The sequence below is a fragment of the Halomonas alkaliantarctica genome (assembly GCF_029854215.1).
Taxonomy (GTDB): domain Bacteria; phylum Pseudomonadota; class Gammaproteobacteria; order Pseudomonadales; family Halomonadaceae; genus Vreelandella; species Vreelandella alkaliantarctica_A.
The window spans coordinates 4150625-4163648 of sequence record NZ_CP122961.1 but is presented as its reverse complement, the minus strand read 5'-3'; the positions used below and the strand labels follow the sequence as shown (position 1 = coordinate 4163648).

At 56.5% G+C, this 13024-nt stretch carries 12 protein-coding genes; 5 read left to right on the top strand and 7 right to left on the bottom strand.

Annotation, left to right across the window (positions count from 1 at the left end; translation table 11 throughout):
• Nucleotides 1-400: 400 nt before the first annotated feature.
• From rph to QEN58_RS19110, 6 genes are all read right to left on the bottom strand, one after another.
• Nucleotides 401-1123 (bottom strand): ribonuclease PH, encoded by a 723-nt coding sequence (rph, locus tag QEN58_RS19135; protein ID WP_280106965.1) that lies wholly within the window; start codon nt 1121-1123, stop codon nt 401-403.
• A 139-nt stretch (nt 1124-1262) separates the two neighbouring features.
• A complete protein-coding gene (locus tag QEN58_RS19130; RefSeq protein WP_280105166.1) occupies nt 1263-2819 on the bottom strand; it encodes an FGGY-family carbohydrate kinase in 1557 nt (518 codons plus the stop codon).
• A gap of 12 nt (nt 2820-2831) precedes the next feature.
• Nucleotides 2832-3821, bottom strand: coding sequence for an ABC transporter permease (locus tag QEN58_RS19125; RefSeq protein WP_280105165.1), 990 nt, complete (start codon nt 3819-3821; stop codon nt 2832-2834).
• Complete coding sequence (locus tag QEN58_RS19120) at nt 3818-4816, bottom strand: ABC transporter permease (RefSeq protein ID WP_280105164.1); 999 nt, start codon at nt 4814-4816, stop codon at nt 3818-3820. Before QEN58_RS19120 ends, QEN58_RS19125 begins: the two co-directional genes overlap by 4 nt.
• On the bottom strand, nt 4809-6296 hold the full coding sequence (locus tag QEN58_RS19115) for a sugar ABC transporter ATP-binding protein (protein WP_280105163.1): 1488 nt from the start codon (nt 6294-6296) through the stop codon (nt 4809-4811). The genes QEN58_RS19120 and QEN58_RS19115 overlap by 8 nt, the downstream gene beginning before the upstream one ends.
• Nucleotides 6297-6389: 93 nt before the next feature.
• Nucleotides 6390-7373, bottom strand: a complete 984-nt coding sequence (locus tag QEN58_RS19110; protein ID WP_280105162.1) for a substrate-binding domain-containing protein — start codon at nt 7371-7373, stop codon at nt 6390-6392.
• Between the two features lie 315 nt (nt 7374-7688).
• Between QEN58_RS19110 and QEN58_RS19105 the strand changes: the two genes are divergently transcribed.
• The 5 genes from QEN58_RS19105 (at nt 7689) to QEN58_RS19085 (ending at nt 12385) form a co-directional block, all read left to right on the top strand.
• Nucleotides 7689-8705: a substrate-binding domain-containing protein gene (locus QEN58_RS19105; protein WP_280105161.1), complete on the top strand. Its 1017-nt coding sequence runs from the start codon at nt 7689-7691 to the stop codon at nt 8703-8705.
• A 117-nt stretch (nt 8706-8822) separates the two neighbouring features.
• A complete protein-coding gene (locus QEN58_RS19100) occupies nt 8823-9686 on the top strand; it encodes a YicC/YloC family endoribonuclease (protein ID WP_280105160.1) in 864 nt (287 codons plus the stop codon).
• Between the two features lie 32 nt (nt 9687-9718).
• Nucleotides 9719-10294, top strand: coding sequence for a histidine phosphatase family protein (locus QEN58_RS19095; RefSeq protein WP_280105159.1), 576 nt, complete (start codon nt 9719-9721; stop codon nt 10292-10294).
• Between the two features lie 61 nt (nt 10295-10355).
• A complete protein-coding gene (locus tag QEN58_RS19090) occupies nt 10356-11396 on the top strand; it encodes a zinc-dependent alcohol dehydrogenase family protein (protein WP_280105158.1) in 1041 nt (346 codons plus the stop codon).
• 113 nt (nt 11397-11509) lie between these two features.
• The gene (locus tag QEN58_RS19085) at nt 11510-12385 is read left to right on the top strand and encodes a pirin family protein (RefSeq protein ID WP_280105157.1); all 876 of its coding nucleotides are present in this window, start codon (nt 11510-11512) and stop codon (nt 12383-12385) included.
• Between the two features lie 11 nt (nt 12386-12396).
• Here QEN58_RS19085 and QEN58_RS19080 read toward each other — a convergent pair whose 3' ends face one another.
• Nucleotides 12397-13023, bottom strand: coding sequence for a DNA-3-methyladenine glycosylase family protein (locus QEN58_RS19080; protein ID WP_280105156.1), 627 nt, complete (start codon nt 13021-13023; stop codon nt 12397-12399).
• Nucleotide 13024 lies beyond the last annotated feature (1 nt).

Here is a 13024-nt window from a genome sequence, read left to right as displayed (position 1 = left end):
TCAGGCTTCTTTGCCAGCTTATTAATCTGTACAAGACTTATGGAAGCGTTGGCTTCATGCTTGGTTATAATTTTTATGGAATCTTTATGCCATAAATTATTTTTATCAATAAAAACATTAACTTAATATGTGCAGTTCTCCATCATGCTTTTAATCTTCAATCTGCCCTTTTAGGCATGCACTCCTAAAGAACAAATTCTTACTTAATGCACCAAGATGGTATGTGCCTCAAGCCTGGAAAGAATGAGACTTCTCGCGTAGCCGAGGTAAATTCAATATAGCTAGCGCAACGAGTTCAGCGTTATACGACTAAGGTACGAAAAGCAGGAGCATCACCCCGTTAGTGACGGGGTGATAGAGAATTGGCACACTCCTGTTCAAGCTGGATAGGACGTTTAAACTACCCTCGAATACCCAGCGCTTCGCGCTGATGGTCGCGAAGCGTATCGCCTGCCTTCTCGGCCAAATCGAGCATGCCGTTTAGCTCGGCTCGAGTGAACGCACCTGCTTCGGCGGTGCCCTGCACTTCGATCAGCTCGCCGCTTTCCGTCATTACCACGTTCAGGTCGGTATCGGCCTTGCTGTCTTCCGGGTAGTCCAGATCCAGCACCGGTACACCTTTATAGATGCCTACGGAAATGGCGCTTACCAACTGCTTGAAAGGGTCGGCTTTGATCTTTTTCTCGCGCTGCAGATAACGAATCGCATCGATCAGCGCCACGCAGCCACCGGTAATCGCCGCGGTGCGGGTACCGCCATCGGCCTGGATCACATCGCAATCCACGGTAATGGTGAACTCACCCAACTTCTTTAAATTTACCGCGGCGCGCAGGCTGCGGCCTATCAAGCGCTGAATTTCCAGCGTGCGGCCACCTTGCTTGCCGCGGGTCGCTTCACGGTCACTACGGGTGTGGGTCGCGCGGGGCAACATGCCGTACTCAGCCGTTACCCAGCCCTGATTCTTACCGCGCAGCCAGCGCGGCACTCCGGCCTCTACGCTGGCATTACATAGCACTTTGGTATCGCCAAACTCCACCAGGACGGAGCCTTCCGCATGGCGGGTATAATCACGGGTCAGGCGAATCTCACGGAGCTGGTCGGCTTCGCGACCGCTGGGGCGCACAACATCAGGACGCTTAGCACTGCTCACAAATAGTACCTCTCAATAAACGCACAACTAGGAAAAGCCCTCCATTGTACACGTCTGGGCGTGCGCTGATGGGCTTAACCTCCAGCTAGCGTCTTGAAGTAGGTTGGTTGTGTCAGTCTAGACGCCCTTCGTAAAGTTTCTTGAAAGCGGCGTAACGCGCAGTGTGCAGCGCTTGCATTGCCTGGTCGGGCGCTAATGTTTGTTCGCCTGGGGAGAGGCCACTGGCAACACTGAGCACCTCACCATTGGCCTGAGCAGCCAGGGCCGCCACGGCTACCCCAAGAAGCACGGGTTCCGGCGCATCCGCCAGCACAACCTGACAACCGGTACCGTCGGCATAGAGCTTGCGTAATAGCGCTGAACGTCCATGTCCTCCACTGAGGTGCAGGGTATCGATGGCATAACCATGGGCATTCATACGCTCTATGATGGCGCGGGTGCCGTAAACCAGCGAGGTGGCTGCCGCCCAATAGACCTTGATGAAGCTCTCGCGAGGCGTATCAAGGGTCAATCCTGTGATGGTGCCGCGAATTTTCGGATCGGCCAATGGCGAGCGGTTGCCAATGAAGTCAGGACAAACATGGGTGTCAGGGGCAGGGTCACCGGCTGCCAAGCGTTCGAGTAGAAGGTCGGATAACGCGCCGTGAAGATCGTCGCCGAATTCACTGCTGGCTGAAAATAGTGCCGCCAAGTGATCTAGAAGAGCGCCGGTAATGCTTTGCCCTCCTTCGTTGGCGACAAAACCATTGCATAGCGCTCCCGGATAGGGGCCCCACACGCCGGGTACCTCTCGCCGCACGGGCAGGGCGCCAATATGACAGGTGGAAGTGCCGCCAATCACGGCAAGGCGGCGCTCGGGCGCATCAGCGAGGCTTCTGCCTAGCGTGCCAAGCGCACCGGCATAGGCATCAATCATGCCCACTGCGAAGGTACACCGAGTCGTCAGTCCCAAGTCATCGGCGGCTTCTTCGGTCAACTGCCCAAGTGCTACGCCCACGGGAAGGGCTTGTTCGGGCAGTCGGGCGCACTCCAGTACATCCTGCATATCGATCTGCTTTAGGAAGGCATGATCCCAGCCATGTCCAGGGCGAGGGTCAAATGTCCACTTGCAGGAGAGCATGCAGACCGAGCGCTCAAGAGAGCCGGTGCACTTAAAGCCAAGCCAGTCGCCTAGATCACCTGCGTAGCCAATCTGGGCGTAAAGCTCGGGCCGATGCCGCTTCAACCACATGAGCTTAGGCATCTGCATCTCTGGAGACATGACGCCACCCAGGTTGCGCAGCGGTGCTCCCTTTGTAGCCGTGCACTCAGCGGCTTCTAAGGTTGCCCGGTGATCCATCCACACGATGATATTCCACGCCTCATCGCCCGGTGAAAGCGCTAGCGGCTTATCCTGCTGATCAAGGAGCACCAATGAGCAGGTGGCGCTTACCGACATGCTGGTGATGGAATCGGACGTCACACCGGCAGCCTCGCGGGCGCGCCGCGTCGCGCTGCATACAGCGCGCCAGATATCCGTTGAGCTTTGCTCGACGTGATGCTCGGCAGGACGATGCATGGCAATCGGTGTTTTCGCTTCGGCCAGCATCACGCCATCCGGCGTGAAAATGCCTGCCCGGGCGCTGCCAGTGCCGATATCAATGCCTAGAACATGTTCTTGGTGACTCATGGAAAACCTTACTCAAGACTGTTTAATAAACGGCATACGCAGTGCCATTACTATAATTAGAAAAGCACCCCACACCGCGGTGGCCAGGTGTTGGCTGGCGCCCATCAGGTTCATGCCCGAGGCAATTACTTGCAGGCTCATCAAGCCCAGCACCAGGGGGAGGACGCGGCCAAAGCCGCCAAAGGGGTTCGCCCCGGCCAGAAAACAGGCCAGCACGGTAATCAGCAGGTAACTCTCGCCGTGGCCTACACGTACGGAGTTAAAGCGGGCGAGCATCACCATACCCGCGAGGCCAGCGAGCAGACCGGAAATCGTGTAGACGGTGATCAGCACGCGCTTGACGTTAATGCCCGAGTACTCGGTAGCACGGGGATTAGACCCGAGCATGTAGATTGAGAAACCCGTGCGGGTAAAGTGCATCACGTACATCAGCCCAGCGGCGGCGCCGAGAAAGATCAACATGGGAATTGGCACGCCCAGAAAGTTTCCGCTACCGATGGTTTGAAATACCTCAGGCATACCTGAAATACCGCCGCCGCGAGTTAAAAACTCGCCCACACCCTGGAGAAAAATCATCGCACCTAGCGACACCAGAATGGGATGGGCGCCCACATAGGCGACGATAACGCCGATTAAAAAGCCGGCGGCAGCACCCACGACAAGTCCGGCCATAATCGCCATCGGCACACTGAGAATCCCCATGCCGGCCAGTAACCCTTGCACCAGCCAGGCGGTGGTGAGCCCGGCAATATTGGCGGTAAAAGTAACCGAGAGGTTTAGCCCGCCGGAAATAATCGGTACCAGCATTGCCAGCGACAGTAGACCAAGCTCTGGCAACTGCATCGACATTGAGCTGAAATTCGTTGCGGAGAGGAACCCTGGGGCCAGCAACGAGAAAAACACGATGCTGAAGATCAAAAGGGCCGTCATGGCCATCACTTCGATGGTATCGCCACCCAGGCGTACGCCAGCACTGGATGGCGTGTTCAGCGGCTTATTCATACGTTTTTAGCCCTGGTTGAACGGGGCAACAGGTTGCCCAAATTACTGGTCGTGATCGCGATCAAAATAATCAACCCGACAATCATGCGGAAAGCGTAGGGCGTTACACCTAGCAGGTTAAGGCCGTTTTGCACCACGGCGAGCAGCAGCACGCCCAGCACGGCGCCAAGCACTGAGCCTCGACCGCCGCCCAGCGTTGCGCCGCCCAGCACTACTGCGGCTAGAATCGGCAGTTCCTGGCCGATCAAGGCGTTGGGCACCACCTCTTGCACAATATGCGCCTGCATAAGGCCTGCAACCCCTGCACATAACCCCAGCCAGCCGTAAGCGAAGGCGTGAATTTTCCACACACTCACGCCTGAACGGCGCGCGGCCTCGGGGCTAGAGCCAAAACCATAAACCGCACGGCCGAAGCCGGTGCGAGCCAGAATGAACCAAGTGAGCATGACCATGACCGCCATGACGGCAGCGGGGAAGTAGAGCGTGGCCGAGCCGCGCTCGGCGGGTAGGTCGAGCAGAGGAATGGAGTAGTAGAGCCAGTCGGGAATATCGTAGATCGATACCCCGCCCGTGAAGTACATCAATAGCCCGAAAAACAGGTTAAAGGTGCCGATAGTGACGATAATCGAAACAATACGAAAACGGTGAATCAGCAGCGCATTAAACAGACCCAGCAGGGTGCCCACGAGCATTGAGAGGATGATGCCCAGTGCCCAGCTGCCGCCGCCCAGCGTTTCGATGAGCAGAGTCATCACCACGTACTGCACCACCGACGCTGCCACCGCGAAGGAGATATCAATGCCCCCCGCGATGAGTACGACCACCAGCCCCACGGCAAAAATGATATTGACCGACTGATTGTTGAGCAGGTCAAACAGGTTCTGAAGGCTTAAGAAACTGTCGGTGGTCAGCGCCAGCACTATCGAGAGCGCCAGAATAATGCCCAGCAGCACCCCTTCGGTGCCGAGTCGTGTGCGCGATAAAAGATTACGCATTGATGATCGCCTCCAGCGCTTCTTCCGTTGTTTCAGAGGGGAACACCTCGGTAGAGATTCGCCCATCGCGCAGTACCAGCGCGCGGTCTGTATTCATCCAGATTTCCCCCGCTTCGTCGGAGATCAAAATAATCGCCACACCCTGGTCGGCAAGACCGCGGATGATCTCGAAGATCCCCGCTTTAGCCCCCACATCGACACCAATCGTTGGGCAGTCGAGAATCAGTACGTCAGGTTCGGTCGCCAGCCACTTGGCAAGCGCAATGCGCTGTTGGTTGCCGCCAGAGAGCGACGAGACCGCCAGTTCGGCATCACTGACCTTGGTTTTAAGCCGTTCTATCCAGTGGGCGGTGAGCGCCTTAATGCGCTGGGGAGAGAGAAAAAAACGCGGTTTCTCAAGCGTCGGTAGCACTGTGACGGCGGTATTCATATTGATCGACTGATTTTGTACCAGGCCAAGATGGAGTCGGTCTTCCGAGAGGTAGGCGATCTTATGGCGCACGGCGTCGCGGTTGGAGCGTAGCTTGAGCGGCTGGCCATCCTTGTGAATCTCGCCCGATGTGGGCTTTGTCATACCAAAAATGGTGTGGGCGAGTTCGGTACGCCCCGCGCCCAGCAAGCCGGTTAAACCAAGAATTTCCCCGCGGTGCAGGGTAAAAGAGATATCTGCAAACTCGCCTGCACGCGTCAGTTGCTTGAGCTCAAGTACCGGTGCGCCTTTATGCGTCTCAGCCCGGGGGGTGAGCGCTAACTCAAGGCCGGTCATCAGCGTGGAGAGCCGCGCCTGGGTCATTCCCTCGGTGGGGTAGGTGCCCACCAACTGGCCGTTACGCAGTACGGTTACCCGCTGGCAAACCTCCAGCACTTCCGCCAAGCGGTGGCTGACCAGCACAATAGAAATGCCCTTTTCTGCCAGCGAGCGGGTAATCGCCAATAGCGCCTGCACCTCTTTGTAGGTGAGCGAGGCGGTGGGCTCATCCATAAAAATAATGCTGGCACCTGCACGCAGCACGCGGCAAATCGCGACCAACTGACGGTGGGCAATCGAAAGGTCTTCAACGCGGGCCGTGGGATCTAGTTTCAAACCAAATTGCTGAATAATTTCGCGTGATTGCTGCAGCGCTTTTTTATACGAAATTGGCCGCCATGGCTTAGAAACGTAGTCATCAAAGACGATATTTTCCGCGACAGTGAGGTGTGGAAAGAGCGCCAGATCCTGCCAGATGACATGGATGCCTCGGCTGCGTGCCTCCAGCGGGCTAATCACAGAAAGGATTTCATCTCCAAACGTAAACTCAACACCCGGCTCGGGCTTGTAAACGCCGTTGATAATTTTAATGAGCGTACTTTTGCCGCAGCCGTTTTCGCCCGCCAGGCACATGACCTCACCGCGGCGAAGTTCGAATTCGACATCATCCAGCACCCGGCTTTGCCCGAATACCTTGCTAACATGACGCGCTCGAATCGCGATCTCGCTCATCGGCGGCTCCTCTCTAGACATGACGGCTCTCTTAACATAACTGCCGCGCTCATTGAGCGCGGCAGCGTTTACAGCAAATGAATAAGCGCGGTTTTAAAGGCCAAGCTCTGCCAACTCATCCACGGTTTCTTTATTGAGCTCCAGTGGCTGCGAGGCAAAGATCGTGTGGCCGTCCAGGGTGATGTCGCCTAGCACCGGAAGCTCAGCCCCATCGGTAATCTCTTCACCGTTATAGAGCATCTCACCGAGGGCGACGAACGCTTTACCTGCTTCCAGTGGGCTCCATTGGAAACCACCTGTGATAACCCCTTCATGTACCAAACGACGCCCTTGACCCGGTGAGAAAAGCCCCATGACGGCGACATCGCCCTCTAAACCACGCTCTTTAACCGCACGAGCGGCACCGATGGTGCCTTGGCTGCCAAATGACATAATGCCGACCAGGTCTTCATGAGCGCGCAGCAGGTCAAGAGTGGTATTACGGCTATCGTCGACGCTCTCAGCCACACCGAAACGTTCAGCCGCTTGGGTCAAGCCTGCGCAGTTTTCATCCAGCCAGTTCACCGCCGCATCCGCCCAGGCGTTGTGTGCGGGCACACTTAGACCGCCCACATAGACAGCGTAGGAGCCTTCGCACCCCGTGGTCTCCGCGAGCAGTTTGGCGTGCTCTTCGCCGAGCTGCTGCGCCGAAATCATTTCAAAGTCATAATCGATATTCTCTGACTCGGGGCTCTCGTGGGTGAGCACAATAATGCCCTGCTCACGCGCGCGCTCAAGCACCGGCTCAAGTACTTCACGGTCATTGGGCACCACGCCGATGACATCAACCCCCCGGCTGATCAAATCCTCAATCGCGCGTACCTGCAGGGCCGGGTCAGCGCTGGTGGGGCCTACCATATAGGCCTCGACGCCCAGCTCTTCACCCATCTGCTCAATGCCCATCTCCATGGCATTGAACCAGGGGATGCCACCCACCTTCGCGACCACGGCAATCGTAGGAGGCTCTTGAGCCATTGCGCTGGCGCTGCCGATAATGCCTGTTAGCGTAGCCGCGGTAAGAAGTGCTTTGTATTTCATTGTGATTTCCTGCTTGCTGTTGGCTAACCCAGTCAGTGAAATAGCGTGCATTGAAGCGCTTTAATAGTGCTGCTGTACGTTGCGCCAGGGTCAAATGGAATGACGCAGACGCTTCCGAGGCTCACAATGCATAGGAATTTAATGCATAAAAACGTTACACGGTGCTGGATACGTTGAGTGGTACTTAAGCGATGCTTAATCGCTATCGGTTTTGTCATTTAAACGAGCATGCACAATCGGTTGTGCAATGTGTAGGATTGATCTATTCCATCATCACGTCAATGCTACTTTTATCTAATCGCAAGGAGCTGCCCGGTGGTTAGCGACTCTTCAGCCAAGCGGCTGACAATTTACGACTTAGCGAGGTTGGCAGAAACGTCGCCTAGCACCGTCAGTGCCGTGCTCAACGGCACTTGGCAGCGGCGTCGTATCAGCAAAAAATTGGCTAACAAAATTCTTTCCCTTGCCCAGTCTGAAGGCTATTCGGCCAACATGCAGGCCCGTGCCTTGCGGCGCGAGCGCTCAGGTATCATCGGTATGATCCTGCCGCTTTACGACAACCGCTATTTCAGTTCGATAGCCCAGCATTTCGAAGCCCAGGCGAGGCGCCGTGGGCTGTTTGCAATTGTTGCGTGTACCAACCGCGACCCGACCCAAGAGCGCGAGGCCGCGCGCATGATGCTCGCCTACCGGGTCGAGTGTTTGGTCAGTACCGGGGCGACTGATCCCGACACGATCTCTGCGATGTGTGACGAGAGCGGAGTGGCGAGTATCAATCTGGATCTGCCCGGCGGTAAGGCACCCTCGATTATTTCCAATAACCGAGAGGGCGCGCAAAAGCTGACCCACGCCATTCTTGATCAGCTAGCCAGCCTAACGCCGAGTGACAACACCATCCTGTTTATTGGTGGTCGTGCGGAGGATCACAATACCCGCGAGCGGATTGCCGGATTCACCCAGGCTCGCGCTGAACGCGGGCTTTCCACCTCTGAGGCAGACATCATTCCCTGCGACTATGCCGCCGATAAGGCCCAGGTCGCGCTAGAGGCGTATATGCGCCACCGCACCGCGCTTCCCAGCGCAATGTTCGTCAACTCGACGATTTCGCTTGAGGGGATCGTGCGCTGGCTACAGCGGGGCGGTTACCAGCTTGACGATATGATTGTTGGCTGCTTTGACTGGGACCCGCTGGCCGCTGCGTTTCACCCTCACCTGATAATGGCACGACAAAATGTGGGCGAGATGATCGACCACGTCTTCGAGGTGATGGATACGCCATCGCCGGATGCCAGTCTGCTTATTGAGGTGCAGCCAGACATCATGGGTGTTTGATGTTCGTACACTGGTTCAGTATTCAGCGTATCGAATAAATAGACGCGTCAATTCAAACAAGAGTGTTAGCGAATGCTCTACACTTCCAGCACGCTAATCTCTCTACAGGTTTTTTCCATGACGCACAGCATGACCGCCTTCGCCCGTACCGAGCAGGCCGCCCCCTTTGGCACCCTGCAGGTCGAAATTCGCTCGGTGAATCAGCGTTACTTAGAGCCACATTTTCGCCTACACGAAAGTTTACGCGACCTAGAGCCGGTGCTGCGCGAAGCACTGCGTACTCGCCTGGCCCGAGGCAAAGTGGAGTGCAGCGTGCGGTTTGAGAGCGCCGATACCGCTCAAGCGCCTGCGGTGAATGCCCAGCGGTTAAAAGAGATTGCCGATGCCTTAGCCGCCATACAACAGCAGGTGCCTACCGCCGTGCCACCCACCACGCTTGCGCTCCTCAACCAGCCCGGCGTAATGGAAACTCAGCATCTCGATCAAGAGGTCATCAAAGCCGCCGCCAAAGCGCTGTTCGACCAAGCGCTAAATGAGTTAATAGACGCCCGCGCCCGTGAAGGCGAAAAGCTCGCCGAGATGATCACCACCCGCTTAGATGCGGTGACTGAGCAAGTGGCCACCGTACGCAGCCTGCTACCGCAGATTCTGGAGCGCCAGCGTGCCCAACTACTGGAGCGCCTGGAAGTCGCCAAGACTGAACTTGACCCCCAGCGCCTGGAAGCCGAGCTGGTGCTGGTGGCGCAAAAAGCCGATGTGGATGAAGAGCTAGACCGCCTAACGGCGCATATCGAAGAAGTGAGCCACCAGCTTGCCCAGAAAGGCCCCAAAGGCCGACGCCTGGATTTCCTAATGCAGGAGCTCAACCGCGAAGCTAATACGCTCTCGTCAAAATCCGTAGTGGCAGAGACGACCCGCTGCGCGGTGGAGTTGAAGGTGCTAATCGAGCAGATGCGGGAGCAGATTCAGAATATTGAGTAGTTACTTACCACCACTGATAGAGAACGCCTCCCATGTCCACACTACGCTACCTCACCTTAGCTCTACTGTTCAGTGTGTTGGGCGCGTTGCCACTCAGCGCCCAGGCAAACGACGCCACTTGGCAAGCACTCCAAGAAGGCGGCTTGGTGATTCTAATGCGACACTCTATTGCCCCAGGCATTGGTGACCCGCCGGGCTTTGAGCGTGGCCGCTGTGAGACTCAGCGTAACCTTTCTGCCGCTGGCCGCGCTCAGGCTGAAGCCACTGGTCGTGCATTTCGTGCGCGGGATATTCCTATTACGGCGGTGTACTCATCAAGCTGGTGCCGGGCGTTGGATACCGCTGAGCTAATGGCGGTGGGCTCTGTCGAGCCTACTCCCTGGCTGGATTCGTTCTTTCGCGGGCGCGGTGATAAAGCGTCCATCACTCAAGACGCCCAAGAGCAGATTGCCGCATGGCAGGGGCCGGGGAATTTACTGCTGGTTACCCATCAGGTAAATATCACGGCATTGGTGGGTAGCGGTGTGGACTCTGGAGAAATGATTGTGGTGCGCCCAGAGGGTGATGTGTTTAGGGTAGTGGGGCGATTAAGCGCTAGCACCCAATAATTTGCTCCTTATCTGCGGGTGCGGTTATAAAGTAAAAAGCGATATAGTTTAGGAATCCTTTATGAAAGCCGTTGTTTTTGAGCAATTTTCCGCTCCTCTCCGCATCCAGCAATTAGCTGACCCTACGCCTGAGGCGCATGGGGTCGTTGTGAAGGTGATGGCAAACGGGGTTTGCCGAAGCGATTGGCATGGCTGGATGGGTCATGATACCGATATCCAGCTTCCCCATGTGCCGGGGCATGAGCTTTCCGGTGTGGTCGAAGCCGTGGGCAAAGACGTAAAAAAGTGGCGTATTGGTGACCGCGTCACTGTTCCATTCGTTGGCGGTTGCGGTACTTGCCCCGAGTGCCACTCCGGCAATCATCAGGTGTGCGATAGCCAGTTTCAGCCCGGCTTCACTCACTGGGGCTCATTTGCCGAGTATGTGAGTATTCACTACGCAGACGTCAATTTAGTCGCACTACCCGAGACGCTCGATTTTGCGACGGCGGCCAGCTTGGGGTGTCGTTTCGTTACTTCATTTCGGGCGGTGGTCGATCAAGGCAAAACATCGGCAGGCCAGTGGGTGGCTGTCCACGGCTGTGGCGGTGTAGGTCTATCGGCGGTGATGATTGCCAATGCGATTGGCGCTAACGTTGTCGCCATTGATATTTCGGAAGACGCGCTGAATCTGGCCCGTCAATTGGGCGCTGTTGCCACCGTGAATGCCGCTAAGGTAGCCAATGTGGTGGAAGCGGTGGCGGAAATAACCCGGGGAGGCGCTCACGTATCGCTGGATGCGCTGGGGCACCCGACAACTTGCTTTAACTCCATCAGTAACCTGCGTAAACGGGGCAAGCATGTCCAGGTTGGGCTGATGTTGGCCGAGAACAGCACGCCCGCCATTCCCATGAGCAAGGTAATCGCCAACGAGCTTGAAATACTGGGTAGTCACGGCATGCAGGCCTACCGTTACGACGCCATGCTGGCGATGATCGAGTCTGGAAAGCTAGCGCCTGAAAAGCTGATCGGCAAACGGATTAGCCTTGAGCAGTCCATTGATGCGCTGATGAACATGGATAAGTTTGAAGGGGCGGGGGTGACGGTGGTGACCGAGTTCTGAGGAAACGGCAGAGACGTTTAATAACAATTTCCTTCAATGAAACAGGGCAAATTATTCGCTCCTCATCTGCTGCCGTAGGTTTTACGCTGGGCGGTATTGATAAGGAGTCAGTGATGCCATTAGATACTAACCAAACAGCACGTCGCGTGATTGCCCAGCACCCGGCCCAGCGCGATGATATCGGCGATTTAGTTACCCGGCGGCCGCTGCCGGGGCCGCAGCTTGAGCAGCTCGATCCGTTTCTGTTTCTTAACCATCACGGCCCACAGAAGTATCCGGCCAATAACAGTGGCCTGCCGTTTGGCCCGCACCCGCACCGCGGCTTTGAAACGGTCACCTTTATCTTGGAAGGCTCATTGGCCCACGCCGATAGCGCCAAGCATCAAAGCGTGATCAATGCGGGCGGCGTGCAGTGGATGACCGCTGGCAGCGGCATCGTGCATGCGGAAATTTCACCGGAGGAGTTTCTGCGCGAAGGCGGCCCGCTGGAAATTCTGCAGCTGTGGGTCAACCTGCCGTCGCGCTTGAAAATGAGCGAACCGCGCTACGTGGGGCTGCAGCAGGAATCAATCCCCGCTATTGAGCTGCCCGGTGGCGGTGAGCTGAACCTGATCGCCGGAGAGTGGCAGGGCAGCGTCGGCCCTGTCGACTCGCTGACCGGTGTGTTTATGTCAACGCTAAGGGTGCCTGCCGGTAGCCACGAACAGTTGCCCGTAACACCTGGGCGGCAAGTGTTTCTCTACGTGGTGAGTGGGGAGGTTGAGGTGGGCGGTGAGCCAGTTCAGCCCCACCATTTAATTGAAGTCGATCGCTATGGCAACAGCCTCGACATCGAAGCTGGCAGCGATGCACGCCTGCTGTTTGGCCATGGTGATGTCATTGATGAGCCCATCTACTCCCACGGCCCCTTCGTGATGACTACCCGCGAAGAGATTGTCCAGGCGGTAGAGGACTACCAGAACGGCAAATTTGGCGGGCTCACTCTCTAAAGGTCAACTTCTTAGAGCGGCTCGCCGCGATAGTAATGCCACAAAAACAGCGAGCCCACGCTACGCCAGGGCGCCCAGTGTTCTACCAACTGGCGCGCCTGTTTCGGAGTAGGCTTGTTGTCCATACCTTTTAAGCGGCCCAGCGCAACTCTCAGAGCTAAATCGTCTGCGGGAAAAATGTCCTGACGTTTCAGCGAAAACATCAGGTAGATCTCAGCGCTCCAACGGCCAAAGCCGCGTAGCTGGGTAATCGCGGCAATGGCTTTATCATCGCTTAGCTGTTCAAGCCCCTCGGCGCTAAAAGTGCCTGCCAACTCTGCTTCTGCCAGCCCTTTGGCGTATTCGATCTTGCGCCAGGAAAGCCCCGCATCGCGCAGCGCTTGGCCCTCCACATCTATCACTGCCTGGGCGTGCAGCTCAGGCAGCAGTGTATTGACGCGGCCCATAATCGCGCGGGCGGCTTCGGTGGATAGCTGTTGGCTAACGATGGTGGAGAAGAACGTTGGGAAGCCTTTATCACGCTCACGAGGCGGAGGCGCCCCCACTAGCGGCAGGGCACGGGCGATATCCGGGTCAGCTTTGGCAAGTGCTGCCATGGCAAGCTCGATGGTGTTCAAGGATGAGTCGTTAGAAGTCATC

What these genes read in the sequence shown, in the direction of transcription:
- QEN58_RS19080 (WP_280105156.1), bottom strand. Translation starts at nt 13,023, where the DNA reads ATGACTTCTAACGACTCATCCTTGAACACCATCGAGCTTGCCATGGCA.
- QEN58_RS19110 (WP_280105162.1), bottom strand. Translation starts at nt 7,373, where the DNA reads ATGAAATACAAAGCACTTCTTACCGCGGCTACGCTAACAGGCATTATC.
- QEN58_RS19100 (WP_280105160.1), top strand. Translation starts at nt 8,823, where the DNA reads ATGACGCACAGCATGACCGCCTTCGCCCGTACCGAGCAGGCCGCCCCC.
- QEN58_RS19115 (WP_280105163.1), bottom strand. Translation starts at nt 6,296, where the DNA reads ATGAGCGAGATCGCGATTCGAGCGCGTCATGTTAGCAAGGTATTCGGG.
- QEN58_RS19090 (WP_280105158.1), top strand. Translation starts at nt 10,356, where the DNA reads ATGAAAGCCGTTGTTTTTGAGCAATTTTCCGCTCCTCTCCGCATCCAG.
- QEN58_RS19095 (WP_280105159.1), top strand. Translation starts at nt 9,719, where the DNA reads ATGTCCACACTACGCTACCTCACCTTAGCTCTACTGTTCAGTGTGTTG.
- QEN58_RS19125 (WP_280105165.1), bottom strand. Translation starts at nt 3,821, where the DNA reads ATGAATAAGCCGCTGAACACGCCATCCAGTGCTGGCGTACGCCTGGGT.
- QEN58_RS19130 (WP_280105166.1), bottom strand. Translation starts at nt 2,819, where the DNA reads ATGAGTCACCAAGAACATGTTCTAGGCATTGATATCGGCACTGGCAGC.
- QEN58_RS19085 (WP_280105157.1), top strand. Translation starts at nt 11,510, where the DNA reads ATGCCATTAGATACTAACCAAACAGCACGTCGCGTGATTGCCCAGCAC.
- QEN58_RS19120 (WP_280105164.1), bottom strand. Translation starts at nt 4,816, where the DNA reads ATGCGTAATCTTTTATCGCGCACACGACTCGGCACCGAAGGGGTGCTG.